This is a genomic window from Bradyrhizobium sp. B097 (genome assembly GCF_038957035.1).
In the GTDB taxonomy this organism is placed as follows: Bacteria; Pseudomonadota; Alphaproteobacteria; order Rhizobiales; family Xanthobacteraceae; genus Bradyrhizobium.
The window spans coordinates 8,017,529-8,034,536 of sequence record NZ_CP152412.1 but is presented as its reverse complement, the minus strand read 5'-3'; the positions used below and the strand labels follow the sequence as shown (position 1 = coordinate 8,034,536).

21 protein-coding genes are annotated in these 17,008 nt (G+C 64.9%); 15 read left to right on the top strand and 6 right to left on the bottom strand.

Annotated elements, in window-relative coordinates; translation table 11 throughout:
• Positions 1–71 precede the first annotated feature (71 nt).
• From AAFG07_RS36960 to AAFG07_RS36950, 3 genes are all read left to right on the top strand, one after another.
• The gene (locus AAFG07_RS36960; RefSeq protein ID WP_342724548.1) at positions 72–359 is read left to right on the top strand and encodes a hypothetical protein; all 288 of its coding nucleotides are present in this window, start codon (positions 72–74) and stop codon (positions 357–359) included.
• 189 nt (positions 360–548) lie between these two features.
• Positions 549–917, top strand: coding sequence for a YciI family protein (locus AAFG07_RS36955; protein WP_342724547.1), 369 nt, complete (start codon positions 549–551; stop codon positions 915–917).
• Complete coding sequence (locus AAFG07_RS36950) at positions 914–2,191, top strand: RNA polymerase sigma factor (protein WP_342724546.1); 1,278 nt, start codon at positions 914–916, stop codon at positions 2,189–2,191. Before AAFG07_RS36955 ends, AAFG07_RS36950 begins: the two co-directional genes overlap by 4 nt.
• Positions 2,192–2,386: 195 nt before the next feature.
• Here the strand turns inward: AAFG07_RS36950 and AAFG07_RS36945 are convergent, their stop codons facing one another.
• Positions 2,387–3,469 carry an ISAs1 family transposase gene (locus AAFG07_RS36945; RefSeq protein WP_342724545.1) on the bottom strand — a complete coding sequence of 361 codons (1,083 nt, stop codon included), beginning with the start codon at positions 3,467–3,469 and terminating at the stop codon, positions 2,387–2,389.
• Between the two features lie 259 nt (positions 3,470–3,728).
• On the opposite strand from AAFG07_RS36945, the gene AAFG07_RS36940 reads away from it, so the two are divergent.
• From AAFG07_RS36940 to AAFG07_RS36930, 3 genes are all read left to right on the top strand, one after another.
• Entirely contained in the window at positions 3,729–4,139 is a 411-nt protein-coding gene (locus AAFG07_RS36940) for a DoxX family protein (protein WP_342724544.1), read from the top strand.
• Positions 4,140–4,173: 34 nt separating this feature from the next.
• Entirely contained in the window at positions 4,174–4,710 is a 537-nt protein-coding gene (locus AAFG07_RS36935) for an SRPBCC family protein (RefSeq protein WP_342724543.1), read from the top strand.
• A gap of 80 nt (positions 4,711–4,790) precedes the next feature.
• Complete coding sequence (locus AAFG07_RS36930; RefSeq protein WP_342724542.1) at positions 4,791–5,201, top strand: VOC family protein; 411 nt, start codon at positions 4,791–4,793, stop codon at positions 5,199–5,201.
• Positions 5,202–5,371: 170 nt separating this feature from the next.
• Here the strand turns inward: AAFG07_RS36930 and AAFG07_RS36925 are convergent, their stop codons facing one another.
• The 3 genes from AAFG07_RS36925 to cobT form a co-directional block, all read right to left on the bottom strand.
• Entirely contained in the window at positions 5,372–5,794 is a 423-nt protein-coding gene (locus AAFG07_RS36925) for a hypothetical protein (protein ID WP_342724541.1), read from the bottom strand.
• 116 nt (positions 5,795–5,910) lie between these two features.
• Positions 5,911–6,201 (bottom strand): hypothetical protein, encoded by a 291-nt coding sequence (locus AAFG07_RS36920; RefSeq protein WP_342724540.1) that lies wholly within the window; start codon positions 6,199–6,201, stop codon positions 5,911–5,913.
• Positions 6,202–6,374: 173 nt separating this feature from the next.
• Positions 6,375–7,388, bottom strand: a complete 1,014-nt coding sequence (gene cobT, locus AAFG07_RS36915) for a nicotinate-nucleotide--dimethylbenzimidazole phosphoribosyltransferase (protein ID WP_342724539.1) — start codon at positions 7,386–7,388, stop codon at positions 6,375–6,377.
• Between the two features lie 178 nt (positions 7,389–7,566).
• Here cobT and cobS point away from each other — a divergent pair, with 178 nt between their 5' ends.
• Positions 7,567–8,319 carry an adenosylcobinamide-GDP ribazoletransferase gene (gene cobS / locus AAFG07_RS36910; protein ID WP_342724538.1) on the top strand — a complete coding sequence of 251 codons (753 nt, stop codon included), beginning with the start codon at positions 7,567–7,569 and terminating at the stop codon, positions 8,317–8,319.
• A 152-nt stretch (positions 8,320–8,471) separates the two neighbouring features.
• Here the strand turns inward: cobS and AAFG07_RS36905 are convergent, their stop codons facing one another.
• Positions 8,472–9,323, bottom strand: a complete 852-nt coding sequence (locus AAFG07_RS36905; RefSeq protein WP_342724537.1) for a hypothetical protein — start codon at positions 9,321–9,323, stop codon at positions 8,472–8,474.
• Positions 9,324–9,575: 252 nt separating this feature from the next.
• On the opposite strand from AAFG07_RS36905, the gene AAFG07_RS36900 reads away from it, so the two are divergent.
• Positions 9,576–10,145: a histidine phosphatase family protein gene (locus tag AAFG07_RS36900; RefSeq protein ID WP_342724536.1), complete on the top strand. Its 570-nt coding sequence runs from the start codon at positions 9,576–9,578 to the stop codon at positions 10,143–10,145.
• A 113-nt stretch (positions 10,146–10,258) separates the two neighbouring features.
• Positions 10,259–11,083, top strand: coding sequence for an IS5 family transposase (locus AAFG07_RS36895; protein ID WP_342722065.1), 825 nt, complete (start codon positions 10,259–10,261; stop codon positions 11,081–11,083).
• 160 nt (positions 11,084–11,243) lie between these two features.
• Here the strand turns inward: AAFG07_RS36895 and AAFG07_RS36890 are convergent, their stop codons facing one another.
• On the bottom strand, positions 11,244–12,032 hold the full coding sequence (locus AAFG07_RS36890; RefSeq protein WP_342724535.1) for an SDR family oxidoreductase: 789 nt from the start codon (positions 12,030–12,032) through the stop codon (positions 11,244–11,246).
• Positions 12,033–12,798: 766 nt separating this feature from the next.
• Between AAFG07_RS36890 and AAFG07_RS36885 the strand changes: the two genes are divergently transcribed.
• The 6 genes from AAFG07_RS36885 to AAFG07_RS36860 all read left to right on the top strand — a co-directional run bounded on the left by AAFG07_RS36885 (position 12,799) and on the right by AAFG07_RS36860 (position 16,744).
• A complete protein-coding gene (locus tag AAFG07_RS36885; protein WP_342724534.1) occupies positions 12,799–13,452 on the top strand; it encodes a glutathione S-transferase family protein in 654 nt (217 codons plus the stop codon).
• 161 nt (positions 13,453–13,613) lie between these two features.
• Positions 13,614–13,985: a nuclear transport factor 2 family protein gene (locus AAFG07_RS36880; RefSeq protein ID WP_342724533.1), complete on the top strand. Its 372-nt coding sequence runs from the start codon at positions 13,614–13,616 to the stop codon at positions 13,983–13,985.
• Between the two features lie 70 nt (positions 13,986–14,055).
• A complete protein-coding gene (locus AAFG07_RS36875) occupies positions 14,056–15,261 on the top strand; it encodes a serine hydrolase domain-containing protein (protein ID WP_342724532.1) in 1,206 nt (401 codons plus the stop codon).
• Positions 15,262–15,384: 123 nt separating this feature from the next.
• Entirely contained in the window at positions 15,385–15,801 is a 417-nt protein-coding gene (locus AAFG07_RS36870; RefSeq protein ID WP_342724531.1) for a YciI family protein, read from the top strand.
• A 70-nt stretch (positions 15,802–15,871) separates the two neighbouring features.
• Complete coding sequence (locus AAFG07_RS36865; protein ID WP_207833036.1) at positions 15,872–16,297, top strand: YciI family protein; 426 nt, start codon at positions 15,872–15,874, stop codon at positions 16,295–16,297.
• Between the two features lie 81 nt (positions 16,298–16,378).
• Positions 16,379–16,744, top strand: a complete 366-nt coding sequence (locus AAFG07_RS36860) for a YciI family protein (protein WP_092123713.1) — start codon at positions 16,379–16,381, stop codon at positions 16,742–16,744.
• Positions 16,745–17,008: the final 264 nt, after the last annotated feature.

Below are 17,008 nucleotides of genomic sequence, written 5' to 3'. Positions count from 1 at the left end.
AATGTGATATGCATCACAGAGCGGGTATGGCCCGCTCCCTAGTCTCCTGCCATCAACCGGGGAGAACTTCCATGCGCAAGCTGATCTTGACCGCGGCTTTCATCGCAGCCGCTGCCACCACCGCGCACGCCGGCCAGAGCCGCGGCCTCGTGCTCGCAAATGCCGACACGCCCGCCCAGGCGCAACCGGCCGTTGCGCCCGCTGCGGCCGAAGTCCAGCCGGCGCCGTCGCAGGCGCAGCCGGCCGAGGCCTCCCGACCGCAGGCGTCGCGTCCGGCGAAGCGGAGCCAGACCAGCCGACGCGAGAGCGACGAGGCCAAGGCGCGCCGGATCGCCGCCCGTTACGGTGTCTATTGGTGATCGCAGCATCGTCGTCACGGCGATGACCTGACACGCCATCGCTGTGGCCTCAGCCTTCAGTCTGTCGCGGCCCGCCATGAAGCGTCGGCCAAATCCATCGCCGACATCCGGAACTTAAATTTCTTTCGCTCCACCTGTCGGCAGCGGGCATAATCGTTCGTTCTTGCAATGAACGGAGGTGCCTTTTCGATGCTGTACGCCATCCTCTGCTATCATGACGAAGACATGGTCGGTTCCTGGAGCAAGGAGCACGACACCTCGGTCATGCAGAAATTGTCGGTCGTGCAGGACAAGCTCGCCAAGCAGGGCCGGCTCGGCCCGGTGGCGCGGCTGCTGCCGACCACCGCGGCGACCACGCTGCGCAAGGAAAACCCGCCGCTGGTGCTCGATGGCCCGTTCGCCGAAACCAAGGAGCAGCTGCTCGGCTTCTATCTGGTCGAGGGCAAGAACCTCGACGAGGTGCTCGACATCGCGCGCGACCTCGGCGAGGCCAATCCCGGCGGCACCTATGAGATCCGCCCGGTCGGCTACTTCAATCAGGGGGGTACGAAGGCGTGAGCATGACCGACACCGCCTGGATCGATGCCGCGCTGACGTCGGCGCGTCCCCAGGCGGTTGGCGCCCTGCTGCGCTACTTCCGCAATCTCGATACCGCCGAGGAAGCTTTCCAGAACGCCTGCCTGCGGGCGCTGAAGAGCTGGCCACAGAACGGCCCGCCGCGCGATCCCGCGGCGTGGCTGATCATGGTCGGCCGCAATGTCGCGATCGACGACATCAGGCGCAGCAAGAAGCAGGAGGCGTTGCCCGACGACGACCAGGCGATCTCCGATCTCGGCGACGCCGAGGAAGAGCTCGCCGAGCGGCTCGACGGTTCGCACTACCGCGACGACATCCTGCGGCTGTTGTTCATCTGCTGCCACAAGGATCTGCCGGCGACCCAGCAGATCGCGCTCGCGCTGCGCATCGTCTCCGGGCTGTCAGTGAAGCAGATCGCGCGCGCCTTCCTGGTCTCGGAAGCCGCGATGGAGCAGCGCATCACGCGGGCCAAGACGCGCGTCGCCGACGCCAATGTGCCGTTCGAGACCCCGGGCGCGGTCGAGCGCAGCGAGCGGCTCGTCTCGGTCGCAGCGATGATCTATCTGATCTTCAACGAGGGCTATTCGGCGAGCGGCGACACCGCGCAGATCCGCTCGCCGCTGTGCGAGGAGGCGATCCGGCTGGCCCGTCTACTGCTGCGGCTATTCCAGAGCGAGCCGGAGATCATGGGGCTGACGGCGCTGCTGCTGTTGCAGCACGCCCGCGCCGCCGCGCGGTTCGACACGGATGGCGCGGTGATCCTGCTCGACGACCAGGACCGCAGCCTGTGGAACCAGAAGCTGATCGCCGAAGGCCTCGCGCTGATCGACAAGGCGATGCGCCATCGCCGCAGCGGGCCCTATCAGGTGCAGGCCGCGATCGCCGCACTCCACGCCCGCGCGGAAAAGCCCGAGGATACCGACTGGACCCAGATCGACCTGCTTTATGGCGCGCTCGAGATCATGCAGCCGTCGCCGGTGATCACGCTCAACCGCGCTGTTGCGGTCTCCAAGGTGAAGGGGCCGCAAGCCGCGCTCGAGATGATCGAGCCCTTAGCCCCGCGACTCTCCAATTATTTCCATTATTTCGGCGTGCGCGGCGCCTTCCTGATGCAGCTCGGCCGCAACGAGGAGGCCCGCGTCACCTTCGACCGTGCCATCGCGCTCGCCAACACCACTGCCGAAGCCGCCCATATCCGCATGCATATCGACCGCCTGATGCGTGACAGCCAGCCGCGCAATGTGAAGGCGAAGTAGCGGTCGCTGGTCGTGCCTCGTTCGAGTGCACGTTGAGAAACTTCCCGTGTGGCACCCCTCTCCCTAACCCTCTCCCCCAAGGGGAGAGGGAACCCCTCTGCCGGTGGCTTCCCTCACGTAAGAGCACGAACGTCGCCAGCCGATTGTGTGAGGCGAGCACGATGGTCAGGCTCCCTCCCCCCTTGCGGGGTAGGGCTATCGCATATGGCCAAGTACGGAGAGAAAGAATTCGTTGTTCCATCTGGCCTGGAGCATTTTGTGACTGATGCGAGACGGACCTGGGGTTGCCTGCAGGGCATTGATGGCCAGCTTGCGCATGACCGCGAGATTTTCCGCGGCATGACCCTTGCGGCTGCGGCAGGCATCCTCATCGAACAGAACGTCGAGAACCCAGTGCAGATTGTTCTCGATCCCCCAGTGGGCGCGCACGACGTCGAGCAATTTCTTGGCCGACAGCAGGCGCGAGGCCAAGAAATATCGGGCCGTGTGCTTAGCGGCCTTGCCGGCGCTGGCGCGCCAACTGTCGATCCGGCCGACGGCGGCGATAGCAGGGAAGTCGTATTGTTTTGCCAGGTTCGGCGCTGGCGCGACGGTGGCCTGCCGGCGCTCAATGCGGCCGTGAGCGGATGTCGGTCGCTGGCTCGCCCGCATCGGCTTTTGAACGGTGTCGAGCAGTGTCTTGACGGCTTTGAACAGCCGACCGCGATTGCTCTTGATGGCCAACACGTAGTGACCCTTCCGGTCACGGATGCGTTGTGCCGTGTCGGGTCGGCAATGCAAGGCGTCTGCGGTGACAAGAGCACCGTCCAGATCGAGAAGGGCAAGGACTTCGAGAACGCCGGCAACCTCGTTGCGGTTGGGAGCCTTCCGCTGAGCCAACGCCATGCGCGTGCCTGCGGCCCAGACGTTGACCATATGCAACGGCGTGGCCTGCCGTCCACGCGCGTAGGCCCCGCGCAGAGCCTTGCCGTCGATGCTGACTACTCCCTTGATGCCGAAGCCCTTGCTGAACTTGCGCAAAACCGCTTCCAGCCCCTTCGGGTCCAGCACCCGGAAGACGTTGCTGAAGGTGTCGTGGCTGGGGATACCGCATCTGAGTTCCAGGAATTGCCGCAGCAACTCCTCTCGGCCTTTGCCGAAGAACTCGAACTCGGTGCAGGTCTTGGCGCCAGCCAGCGTCGCCGCCAAGGCGATGACGAGAATCTCAACCAGATCGTGTCGGGTGTTGCTGGCGCGCGGGTCTTTGAGCGGACGAAACAGGCGCTTGAGCTTGCGCATTCCGGTCTCCCTCGGGAATCGAGAGACACCCAAAGAATCCAGTTCCAACCGCTTGGCAACACCACTCCACAGCCATATGCGATTCCCCTACCTTGCGGGGGAGGGTAGGGGAGAGGGGTAAGCCCCGGGCGAGCTGATCAACGTGTGCGTCGCTCTCGCAACTCTGGTCGGCTGCGAAAAATCTTCACCGTCCTTGTCGGCTCTGTACCCCGTCGTTCGTCATGGAGGCAGAGCATCACCAAGCCTTACGGAGCCCGCCATGCCGACGACCGTCGACACCGAAGTCTCAAAGCCCGCCCGCATCACCGGCCGCGTCATGAGCGGCGTGGTTATCCTTTTCCTGCTGTTCGATGGCGCGATCAAGCTGTTGCCATTGCCTGTCGTCACCGAGACCATGGACAAGATGGGCTTTGGTGCGAGCGACACGCTGGCGCGCAGCCTCGGCATCATCACCATCGTCTGCACGCTGCTGTACTCGGTGCCGCCGACCTCGATCCTCGGCGCCATCCTGCTCACCGGCTATCTCGGCGGCGCGATCGCGTCCCATGTGCGGATCGGCAGCCCGCTGTTCAGCCACACGCTGTTCGGGCTCTATCTCGGCCTGATGGTGTGGGGCGGGCTCTATCTGCGCGACGGCAATCTGCGCGCGCTGCTTCCGTTCCGCCGCTGAGCTATCCTCTCAATTCATCTACCTGGAGACCATCATGTTCGAGACCATTGCCATCATCGCTGTCATCCTCGCGGTCGCGATTGCCGTCATCCTCGTCCTCGCGGCGACCAAGCCGAGCACGTTCCGCGTCACGCGTGCGACCAGCATCAATGCGCCGGCCGAACGGATCTTTCCATTGATCGACGATTTCCGGCAGTGGACGGTCTGGTCGCCCTACGAGAACCGGGATCCGGCTATGAAGCGTAGCTATGACGGCGCCGGGCGCGGGCAGGGGGCGGTCTATGCCTGGGACGGCAACAAGAATGTCGGCACCGGCCGCATGGAGATCCTGCAATCGTCCGCGCCGTCGAAGATCGTCATCAAGCTCGACTTCCTCAAGCCGTTCGAGGGCCACAACACCGCCGAGTTCACAATGCTGCCGCAGGGAGATGCGACCAGCGTCACATGGACCATGTATGGTCCGGCCGTCTTCATGTCGAAGGTGATGCAGGTGTTCATGAACCTGGATCACATGATCGGCAAGGATTTCGAGGTCGGTCTCGCCAATCTGAAGAAGCTGACTGAAAAATAGCGAGCGTTTTCGGGCGAAGTGGTTACCGGTTCGCGTGAAGAAATCGCGTCAAAGCGAAAATCTAGCCCAGGGAGCATGTGATGCAGGTCAACCCCTATCTCTCCTACGACGGCAATTGCGGCGCCGCGCTGAACTTCTACCAGAAGGTTCTCGGTGCGCGGATCGAGGAAAGCTATCCCTACGGCGAGGGCAATCCGGAGATGCAGACGCCGCCGGGATGGAAGGACAAGATCATGCACGCCAGGGTCTCGATCGACGGCGAGATCATCATGGCCTCCGACGCCCCGCCCGGCCACTTCCAGAAGCCGCAGGGGTTTCACGTCTCGCTGCAGGTCGAGGATCCCACAGAGGCCGCGAGCCGCTTCAAGGCGCTGTCCGAAGGCGGCACGGTCACCATGCCGTTCGGCAAGACCTTCTTCTCCAACGGCTTCGGCATGTGCGTCGATCAGTTCGGCATCCCCTGGATGGTGAACTGCCCGCAGCAGATGTAACACGCGACAACCGATTGGACCGTCATCCTGAGGTGGCCGCTTCTTCAGCGGCCCTCGAAGGATCGACGGCCGGGCTCGTGGCCGTTCATCCTTCGAGGCTCGCAAGGGCTCGCACCTCAGGATGACGGTCCGGTAGCTTCGCCGCGCGAAGAAAGACGCAATTCGCGCCGCTACCTGCACCGCGGATAAATCGCGGCGAGCTCGCGGCCGCGCAGCAGCAGCAGGCGTGAGGTCAGGCCGCCGCGGCGCACGATCCAGCCGCGCACCGGCGCCGGATAGGCCTCCAGCACCGCCTCGGATGCTTCCGGCTCCGCATAGGTTCGGCCGCGCCGGTCGATCGAGCGCGCGGCGTGGAAGCCGAGCACGGCGCGCCGCGTCACGCAGATGCGATCGCCCGGCACCATCGAGAGCACCAGCGTGCAGGCCGACAGGCACGGCCCGTCGATCACCACGCGCTCGCCTGACTCGCGCACCTTGTCGAACAGGTCGATGAACGGACCGACCTGGCCGCCGGGGCTGGCGAGGATGCGGACGTCGGCTTGTGCACAGCCAATCGTTGCGCAGAGGGCCGCCGCCGCGACAAACATTTTCATCAGCGCAATCCCTGCCGACGATGCGGTCGAGGTCCCGCCGCATCCGAAGCCGCAAGGCTCGCGCCGGAATGGGGCATCGTTAAGACCGATGCCCCTTTCGCAGTGACAGGCGGGGCTCAGGCTGCCCGGTTCTTGAGCGCGCCCACGATCGCCGTCAGCACTGCACCGGCAACGCCGCCGCCGGCGACCTGTCCGATGATGCTGCCGATGTCCGGCGTCGCGGCGGAATTGGCGAGCAGCGGAATCAGCATGCCCAGAAGCTGTCCGCCCGCGCCGCCGCCGATGGCGCCTGCGATGGTGTTTCCGAGCGTGCCGAGATCGATGTTCTTGGCCGCTCCGGCGGCGACATTGCCGCCGACGGCTCCGCTGATGACTTGAATGATCAGATTGATGAGGACTCCCGACATGACGCGATTTCTCCCCGGTCTCTGGTTCAGCCGGCTGAGGCGCCGACGGCGCCTCACCGGGGGCAAAGGTTAGGCCTCCAACGCGTAGAGGTCATGCTGCGCACGCGAAGATTGTCGACCTGGATGGACGATATGCACCGCCTTCTTGGGCGTTGTTCGGCCATTCCGAGGCCTCAGCCCGCGCCGGAGACGCCGGCCTCGGCAAAGGTCGCCATGCCGCCATGACAGGCGAGCGCTGCGCGTAGCAGCAGGATCGCAACCCCTGCGCCGGAGGCTTCGCCGAGCCGCATCTCGAGATCGAGCAGGGGCGCGAGCTGCAATTCGCGCAGCAACTGGCGATGGCCGAGCTCGGCCGAGACATGCCCGGCGCGGCAATGTGCGAGACCGTTGGGCGCAAGCCGCGCCAGCGGCAGCACCGCCGATGTCGCGACGAAGCCGTCGAGCAGCACCGGGATCGATCTTGCCCGCGCTGCCAGCACGGCGCCCGCGATCGCCGCGAGCTCGCGGCCGCCGAGCGCGACGGCGACGGCGAGCGGATCGTCAAGCAGGCTGCGATGCAGCTTCAGCGCGGTATCGATCACGGTGCGCTTGCGCAGCAGGCCGGCATCGTCGACGCCGGTGCCGCGGCCGGCCCAGCGCGCACCACGCCCGCCCATCAGCGCCGCGCACAGCGTGGCGGCGACCGTGGTGTTGGCGATGCCCATCTCGCCGACCACGAGCAAATCGCATCGCTCCGGCACCGTGCGCCAGCCGGTGTCGAAGGCGACGAGGAAATCGGCGCCGTCCATCGCGGTCGCCATCGTGAAATCGCGGGTCGGACGTGCGAGCTCGAGCGGCTCGACGCGCAGCTCGGCCCCGGCAAGCTTGGCGATCTGGTTGATCGCGGCACCCCCCGCGGCGAAATTCGCCACCATCTGCGCGGTGACCTCGGAGGGAAAGGCGGAGACGCCGCGCTCGGCGATGCCGTGATTGCCGGCGAACACGGCGATCGTGACCTGGTCGAGGCGGGGGATCTCGCGCCGCTGCCAGCGCGCGAGCCAGATCGCGACCTCTTCCAGCCGGCCGAGGCTGCCCGGCGGCTTGGTCAGGTTCTGCTGGCGCAGCGTGGCGGCCGCGGCGCTCGCCGCGTCGCCGTCGGGCAGCTCGCGACAAAAGCTGCGGATGTCGTCTAGAGTACTGAACTGCATGCGATTCCCTCGTCGAGCGGGCCGCAAACTAAAGCATGATCCGGAAAAGTGTGAAGCGGTTTTCCCTCGCGACAAATGCGTAGCATTTGCGCGGAGATCATGCCCTAACAAGAAGCTAAAGCGCGATGAGATTCAGCCCGATCTCATCGCGCTTTAGTTCAATTTTCAGGCCTTCACCATGAATCAATGGCTCGACGATCTCAGGACCGCCATCGCCTTCCTGACCCGGCTGCCGATGCCGCATCCGGACGGCACGCGGCAGGAGGGCTTTGCCCGGGCGCAGCGGCTGTTTCCCCTGGTCGGCGCCGGCATCGGGGCGGCGATCGGCCTGATCTGTCTGCTGCTGCGGACGATCGGCGTGCCGGACCTCGCCGCGGCGGCGCTGGCGCTCGGCGGCGGCGCGCTGTTGACCGGCGCGCTGCACGAGGACGGGCTCGCCGATGTCGCCGACGGATTCGGCGGCGGCCGCGATGTAGCGGCCAAGCTCGAGATCATGCGCGACAGCCGGCTCGGCACCTATGGCGCGCTGGCGCTGGTGGTGAGCTTTGCCACCAGGCTTGCGGCGCTGGCGGCGCTTCCGGACGGCATGGTGGTGCAGAGCCTGATCGCGGCGCATGCGCTCGGCCGCGGCGTGCTGCCGTGGATCGCGATCAGCCTGCCCTACGCGCGCAGGGATGGGCTCGCGGCCAATGCCGGCCGGCCCGATGGCACGATTGCGGTGATCGCAGCCGGCATCGCGCTGGCGATCGCACTCCTCGCTCTGCCCTTCGGCAGCGCGCTGCTGGCGGCGATCGCGGCAGGCTCCAGCGCATTGATCATGGCGCTGCTGGCAAAGCGGCAGATCGGCGGCCAGACCGGCGACGTGCTTGGCGGTACCGAGCAGGTTGCGGAGACCGCGATCCTGGTGTTGCTCGCGGCGCGGCTCGGTTAGAGCGTTTCGAGCGAAGCGGATACTGGTTCGCGTGAAGATGATGCGATCCCATGCAACAGCCGGCGCGAAATTCAGCTATGGGCCAGAACTGGAAGCCGCGCCGATCGAGGCGCTGTTGCGGGACAAGACATCGATGAGCATTGCATCGACCGTCACCAATCGTCGTAGAGCCACTCCCTGGAGATTGGAGGCCGCGCTCTTGTATACGGGGGCTGGGACGTCCGCTCGGGCTTGCGCACGCTTGGGGTCGGCGGCGTCGGAAGCGGTAACGGCTTCGGCTCGGAGACCTTCGCTAGGGTCCGTTTCATTTCTTCCTGGCTCGCCTTGAGTTCCTCAATGGCTTTGGAGTTCGCGCGGGCCATCTGTTGCTGATCCGCCTTGAGCTGCTCGATACTTCGCTCCACATTTTCGAGGTTGCGGGCGATCGTTTGCAGCAGCTGCGCCTGGTCGGGAAGAGCTGTATTGGCTGCCGGCGCGGCGTCCTGCGGCGGTGCGGTCTGAATTGGGGGCGTCGCTTGGGGCGGAGCTGCGTTTGCCGCTGCGACCTGAACGGTGGGTGGAGCGGGCTGCGCCGCAAGCGGCGGATTATCCGAGGGCAATGACGGAGTTGAAACGAGCTGAGGCACCCAACGGGCGACAATCTGCTTGGCTCCTCGACCATACGACGACTGCAAAGCCAGCGCAGCGACAACGATACATGCTGCCAGCGACAAGCCGGCGAGAGCGCGGAATCCCGGCATTCGGCGCGGCGATCGCGAGCGAGGTCCGGAAGAGGTAGGGCCAGGCTCGGAAGCGGCAGGGTTGGGTCCGACCGAAGGCGGGGCAGGTTGCGCCGGAGCTGGGGACGCGGCATCGCGCTCCATTCTTGCAAGCTGTTCACTCAAACGCGCGAGGTCTTCATTGGCGCGCGTGATCTGCTTGTGGGTTTCTGCGAGTCTTTCGTCGGCGCGCGTGGCCAGGCCATCGTTCGATTCGACTGGGTTCGGGGTGGGGGTGGAGTTCACTGGCGCTTCCCTTTCCATCCAATGTCACCCAAGCGTGCCGACTCGGTTATCCGTTAGGGTCGATTAGCCCCCAGCACTCCCGTCAGTCTTGTCCAAAAAATGGCCGGATGATAGCGGGCTTGAGGTCTCGTGATAGTGGAGGGGGACCAGCTCGTGCCGAGCACGTTAACGCATTTCCGCCTTGCCCGATAAATCAGGTATCGACTGTCCATGAGTACACGCCCTGGTCAGAATGGAAGGGCTCCTGCAGCGATGGACCGCGAAACGCATCTCTGGTTGATCCGCCACGCGCCGGTCGACGGTCCGCGCGGCGTGATCCATGCGCCGGATGCGCCCGCGGATCTCGGCGATGCCGCGGCCTTTGCAGCGCTGCAGGCCATGCTGCCGGTTGACGCTGTCGCGGTCTGCAGTCCGGCGCGGCGCACAAGTGAGACCGCCGTGCGGCTCGGCCTCACGGCAACGGCGGATGATGCCTTTCGCGAGCAGGATTTTGGCGACTGGACCGGCCGTCGCCACAGCGAGATCGAGGCCGAGCTCGGCGCGGCGGCCTATCGCGCGTTCTGGAATTCACCGGGGACCAACCGGCCGCCCGGCGGCGAAAGTTTTGCCGATCAGATCGCGCGGGCTCGGGCAGGGTTGGCGCGCCTGCCGGCCGGTGATGTCGTGCTGGTCGTGCATTCCGGCACCATCCGCGCGATTCTCGCAATCGCGCTCGAGCTCGCGCCGGAGCTCGCGCTGCGCTTCGTTATCGATCCGCTGTCGCTGACGCGGATCGATCGGCTGCCGGGCGCCTGGCGCGTTGTTGCAGTGAATGGGCGGTAGGCCAACTGCGCCGCTCCTTGTCCCGTCATCCTGAGAGCCTGACCGAAAAAGCAGTGAGTGATTTCAGTCGGCTGTGATTCCTTCGGATTTGCGAAGATTCGAGGGAGTGCACCATGCCATGGACCAAAATCACTCGTGCTCAGTATCTGCGGAACGGACTGCGCTATGCAAGCGACATGACCGACGCGGAGTGGCGTCTGATAGCCAGGAAGTTGCCGGGTCGGCGTCGATTGGGCCGCCCGCGGAAGGTTGATCTGCGCAAGGTGGTCGAGGCCATTTTGTTCATTCTGTCCACCGGCTGCCAATGGCGCGCTCTGCCGCGGGAGTTCCCGCCGTACTCGACGGTGCAAGGTTATTTCTATACTTGGCGCGATACTCGCCGATGGCACAGGATCGTGAAGGCTCTGGTCCGACAGGCACGGCGCAAACTCGGCCGCAAGCCGACACCGACGGCGGCCGTCATCGACAGTCAGAGCGCTTCGACGACACAAGCCGGCGGCCCGCGCGGCTTCGATCCGGGCAAACGTGTTAACGGACGTAAGCGGCACATCGTCACCGATACCAACGGTCTCTTGCTGGCCGTCCACGTTCACCCAGCCAATGTTCAGGACGTGCATGGTGCAGTCCCCCTACTGGAGCGCGTGCGAGAGCGCTTTCCGAAGCTGCGTCATGTCTTTGCTGACCGGGTTTATCGCGGAAAGCAGCTTGTTGGCGCGCTCTCCCATTGCGGGCCATGGACCATTGAGATCGTTCAGCGGCCGCCTGGGGTCAAAGGCTTCCAGCTCTTACCACGACGCTGGGTCGTCGAGCGCACCTTCGCGTGGTTCGGCAGGTGTCGCCGCCTCTCCAGAGATTTCGAGGGCTCCGCCTCAACTGAGGTCGCCTGGCTCCTCGTAGCCCATCTCAGACTCTTGACCCGACGCCTCGCTACGCCCTGAAAATACTCAGCTCATTTGGAGTCAGACTCTGAGGTGCGAGCGCAGCGAGCCTCGAAGGATGGATCGGCCACCGGCCGGGCCGTCGACCCTTCGAGACGCGCGCAAGAGCGCGCTCCTCAGGGTGACGGGCAACGAGGAGGAGTGCTGCTACAGAAAGGCGCTACCCATTCCGCCGCTGGCCGCGCAGGGTCGGCAGGCCGATGCCGGCGGCGTCGAAGCCGCCGTCGACGGCGAGGATCTGGCCGGTGATGTAGCTGGCGCGATCTGAGCACAGGAAGAAGATCGCTTCCGCCAGTTCCTCTTCCAGACCGTAGCGGTTGAGCGGGATGGCGTCGTGATAGTCGGCGCGGATCTCCGGCGTGTGCACGGCCTTGGCCATCGCGGTCTCGACCGGCCCGGGTGCGACGCCGTTGACGCGGATGCCGAGCGAGGCGAGCTCGACCGCGAGCTGCTTGGTGAGATGCGCAAGGCCGGCCTTGCTGGTGCCGTAGGCCGAGCGCAGCGTCGAGGCGCGCACCGCCGAGATCGAGGTGATGTTGACGATCGCGCCGCCGCCATGCTCGCGCATCACAGGCGCGGCCGCCTTGGTGCACAGGAACGGGCCGGTGAGGTTGACCGCCATGATCCGGTTCCAGTCGGCGTCCGAAGTCTCCAGCACCGGCGTGAACACGGCAATGCCGGCGTTGTTGACCAGCGCGTCGAGCCGGCCGAAGCGGTCCGTGATCGCCGCGATCGCTTCGGTTACACCGGCGGCATCCGATACGTCGCAGGTCAGCGCCAGCGTCGCGTCAGGCTGCTTCAATGCCGCGACCGCGGCGCGCAGCAATTCGCCCTCGATGTCGAGCAGCGCGACGCGCCAGCCGTCAGCGAGAAAGCGCTTCGCTGCGGCGAGCCCGATGCCGCGCGCGGCGCCGGTCACGAGTGCGACTTTGGGGGAAGTGGAATTCATCGGATGGTCCATCGGTTCGGGCAGCAAGTCCCGACCGTCTGCGACCTTTGTCTCGCGGTGTCAACCGGACCTGTTTCCCGTCACCCTGAGGTGCGAGCGCAGCGAGCCTCGAAGGGTGCACGGCCACCAGCCGGGCCGCACATCCTTCGAGGCTCGCCCAGCGCCGTAAGTGCGCCGCTGAGCTCGCACCTCAGGATGACGGGGACAAGTTTGAGTGGATCATGAGAGAACTGCTACTCCATTCTGCTCTTGATCACGTTGGGGCCGCGGGAAGAAGGAAGCTTTGCTGCGATCGGACTGGACGACCATCAGCCAGTTGTCGCGCCGACGTGGCGGCGCCGCGCGCGGGTGATTCTCTCCCCGTCATCCTGAGGAGCCCGCACAGCGGGCGTCTCGAAGGATACACGGCCACCAGCCAGGGCTGTCCATCCTTCGAGGATCAGTTTGCGAAGCAGTTTTCTGATGGGCAAGTTGACATCCATAGTCGCGATGCGATGTTCACTCTTACGGACGAAAATCGATGGCAACTTTGGTCTGATGCAGATGATCGCAACGCGTGTCCTTCAGCAACGCTGATAGATCTATTACGAAGGCTGATATTGCTGAGCGTTTCACGGATTGGTCTAGCACCTCGATTCGCGTGCTTGACGAATCCGCGTCGCGTCGATGCCCGTTCCCGGCGCCGGCCAAAATAATTGCCACACGAGATGTCGGCAGGGCGGTCTCAGGTTCGTCCTCCGGATACTGGTTCCATGATGGAGTTCTGATGTCACTGACCCTGCATTACCACCCGCTGTCCTCGTTCTGCTGGAAGGCGCTGGTCGCGCTTTACGAGAACGGCGCGCCGTTCACGCCGAACATGGTCAATCTTGGCGATCCCGCCGAACGCGCGGCGCTGCTCGCGCTGTCGCCGATCGGCCGCTTTCCTGTCCTTCACGACGAGACGCGCGGCGAGGCGGTGCCTGAATCGAGCATCGTTATCGAATATCTCGACCGGCACTATCCCGGCACCGTCAAGTTGATTCCTGACGACCCGGAGCTTGCGTTGCAGACCCGGCTGCGCGACCGCTTCCTCGATCTCTACGTCCATCTGCCGTTGCAGAGGATCGTCGGCGACCGGCTGCGTCCAGCGGACAGCAGGGATCCGCGTGGCGTCGCCGAGGCGCGGGCGCAGCTCCGCACCTCCTATTCGATCCTCGACCAGCAGCTCGCGCATGGCGGCTGGATGATGGGTGAGCAGGTCTCGCTGGCCGACTGCGCCGCCGCGCCGGCGCTGTTCTATGGCAATAAGGTCGAGCCGATCGGGGAGGGCCATCCGCATCTGGCGGCCTATCTCGAGCGGCTGAAGGCGCGGCCGTCCTTCGCGCGCGTCCTCAAGGAAGCCGAGCCCTATTTCGGCATGTTCCCCAAGGAGGACTGAAAAGGAAACCTGAAAAAGGAACCTGAGGTCCGATCAGGACCCCGAAAATAAATGCGGCGCGATGTCGTTTTCGCGCCGCCCCGTTCGTCATCTCCCTGAAGCCCGGGTTCTGGAGCGCCGGTCGCGCCGAGGGGCCCGGGCGACATCTGTGTGGAGACGACATGGCTGCAGCTGGCAACAGGGCCGAGATCATCCGCGGGATCTTCGCCGCCTATCTCGCCAATGACCGCGCGAGCGTCGAGGCCGCGTTCGCGGAGGATTTCCGCTTCTCGACGCCCTATGGCGAGAACATCGACAAGCCGCGCTATTTCGCCGAGTGCTGGCGCGACTCTGGCTGGATCGGCCGTCACGAGATCGAGCGCATCATGGTCGACGGCGTTGAGGCTTTCGTCACCTATCGCTGCGTTGCTCGGGACGGCAAGAGCTTCCGCAACACCGAGTTCTTCGTGTTCGACGGCGACAAGGTGTCGCGCATTGACGTCTATTTCGGTCCGTCGCATCAGGACGGCGAACTGGTCAGGCAGGATCGATGAGGCGGCCTCGGTGATATCGCTCGCGCGATCGTCGCAGGCGAGCACGAATTCTGCGAAGGAAACCTGGAAAATGTCCATTGCAAGTGAAAGCAGCGGCCTGTCGCAGGCACGGCTCGGACGCATGCGCGAGGTGCTGGCACGCCATGTCGATGGTGGCGACGTTCCGGGTCTCGTGGCGCTGGTCAGCCGTCGCGGCGAAATCCATGCCGATGTGCTTGGCCGCATGGCGGTGGACGGGCCGCCGATGCAGCGCGACACCATCTTCCGCATCGCCTCGATGACCAAGCCGGTGACGGCGGTCGCCGCGATGATTTTGGTCGAGGAATGCCGGCTCAAGCTCGACGATCCCATCGATCGCTGGCTGCCCGAGCTCGCCGATCGCCGTGTGTTGCGCACCATCGAATCCGAGATCCACGACACGGTGCCGGCCAGGCGCGCGATCACGCTGCGCGACCTTCTGACCTTCCGTCTCGGGCTTGGCATGATCCCGGTGTTTCCGGCGCGCTATCCGATCCAGATGGCGATCGCGGATGCCGGCTTTGCGCCCGGGCCGGTGTTTCCGTCGTTTCCGCCGGACGAATTGCTGCGCCGCTACGGCACGCTGCCGCTGGCCTATCAGCCCGGCGAACGCTGGCTCTATAACACCGGGAGCCTGATCCTCGGCGTCCTGATCGCGCGTGTTGCCGGAATCTCGTTCGCGGACTTTCTGCAGGAGCGGATCTTTGGACCTCTCGGCATGAGCGACACGGCGTTCCACGTGCCGCAGCACAAGCTGCCGCGGCTTGCGACGTGCTATGGCGGCGATCCTGCGACCGGCACGCTGAAAGTGTTCGACGAACCTGCGACCGGCAGATACGCGGCGCCGCCGGCGTTCCAGAACGGCGGTGCCGGGCTGGTGTCGACCGCGGATGATTTCAACGCCTTCGCGCAGATGCTGCTCAATGGCGGGCGGCTCGGCACCGAGCGCATCCTGTCGCGTCCCTCGGTGGAGCTGATGACGTCGAACCAGATCACGCCGGAGCAGAAACTTGGCTCCGAGTTCTTGCTCGGTTCGCGCGGCTGGGGTCTCGGGCTGTCGGTGTTCACTGTGCGCGACGATCTCTGTCACGTGCCGGGTCGCTACGGCTGGGACGGCGGTTATGGCACCTCCTGGTATTCCGACCCGCGCGAAACGATGACGGGAATCCTGCTGACCCAGCGCATGATGGATTCGCCGCAGCCGCCCGCGGTGTTCGCCGATTTCTGGACGCTCGCCTATCAGGCGATCGATGACTAGCCCGGAGCGTGCGTCAATGACCTCGAGAATAATTTCAAACCCCGTGTCGGAATCGCAAACTCTGCATCGTCGTTCAATCGAGCGCCGGTGCTGAGATCGGCTCAGAGACAACGGAGCAGGACGATGAAGTTCATGGTGATCGTGAAGGCGAACAAGGATACCGAGGCCGGCGTGATGCCGAGCACCGAGCTGCTTGCCGCGATGGGCAAGTTCAACGAGGAGATGGTCAAGGCCGGCGTGATGCAGGCCGGCGAGGGCCTGCATCCGACCAACAAGGGCGCGCGCGTCAAATATGCCGGCGGGCAGAGCACCGTGAGCCACGGGCCGTTCAGCCCGACCGGCGATCTGGTCTGCGGCTTCTGGCTGATCGAGACCTCCTCGCTCGATGAAGCGATCGACTGGATGAAGCGCGCGCCGTTCGGCGGCGGCTCCGAGATCGAGATCCGCCAGGTGTTTGCCGCGGAGGATTTCGGCGAGGCGCTAACGCCCGAGCTGCGCGAGCAGGGAGAGCGCCTGCGTGCGCAGGCTGGAAGGAAGTAATATTCGACCGTCATTCCGGGTTCGTGCTTGGCACGCCCGGAATGACATCAAACCAAAGGATGTCATTCAAATGCGTTTCATGATGCTGATGATCCCACTCGGCTACGAGTCCGCGCCGGCCAAGCTCGAGCTCGACCCGGAACGGGTCGCCGCGATGATGCGATACAATCAGGCGCTGAAGGACGCCGGCGTGCTGATCACGCTGGAAGGCCTGCATCCGCCGGCCTCAGGCGCGCGCGTCAAGTTCGACACCGGCCTGCCGGTGGTGATCGACGGTCCGTTCACCGAGGCCAAGGAAGTGATCGGCGGCTTCTGGATGATCGAGGTCGCCTCGCGCGCCGAAGCGATCGCATGGGCGAAGCAGTGCCCGGCCTCCGCGAACGAGATGATCGAAATTCGCCAGGTGCAGGAGATGGCGGATTTCTCCGAGGAAGTGCAGCAGGCGGCCGCGACCTTCGAACATCCACAGGGCGGCTGGGGCAAGGCGCTGCGCTAGATCTCAAACGAGAAGCGATGCCGCTCCAAAGCGTCATCGTAGCACCAACCGATCGTCAAACCACCACAACGGAGAAGCACGATGAGCAGCAACACCTTCCTTGCCGTCTATCTCGGCGGCGGCAAATCCGGTTCGCGCATGGCAGCCTGGAATGCGCTGCCGGAGGCCGAACGGCGTGCCAAGGAGCAGCAGGGCATGGCCGCGTGGGGCGCCTGGGTCGAGAAGCACCACGACGTGATCGTCGAGATGGGCGGGCCGCTCGGCAAGACCAAGCATGTCGGAGCCGGCGGCACCGCCGACATCGCCAATCTGATGACCGGCTTCACCGTGGTGCGCGCGCCCTCGCATGAGGCGGCGGCAAAGCTGTTCGAGAACCACCCACACTTTTCGATCTTCCCGGGCGAGGCCGTGGAGATCATGCCGGTGCTGCCGATCCCGGGACGGTAGTCCCCGGGACGACAGGGCGGGGGGCATTGACCTCCCCTTGAAAAGGGGAGGTCGCTTTGCTCGCCAGAGCAAAGCGGGTGGGGATCTACTCTCTCCACTTGCAGCGCCGCCTGCGTCTGTCCCCCCATCCCGACCTTCCCCCTTGCAGGGGGAAGGGGAAGATGGAGCCATTGGCTTGAGCCGGGCGACTCTGGTCAAGCGAGAGCAGCAAGCCTGCGCCACCGATCCGTTAATCTTGATGAACCGCCGGCCTGGCCGCTAGTG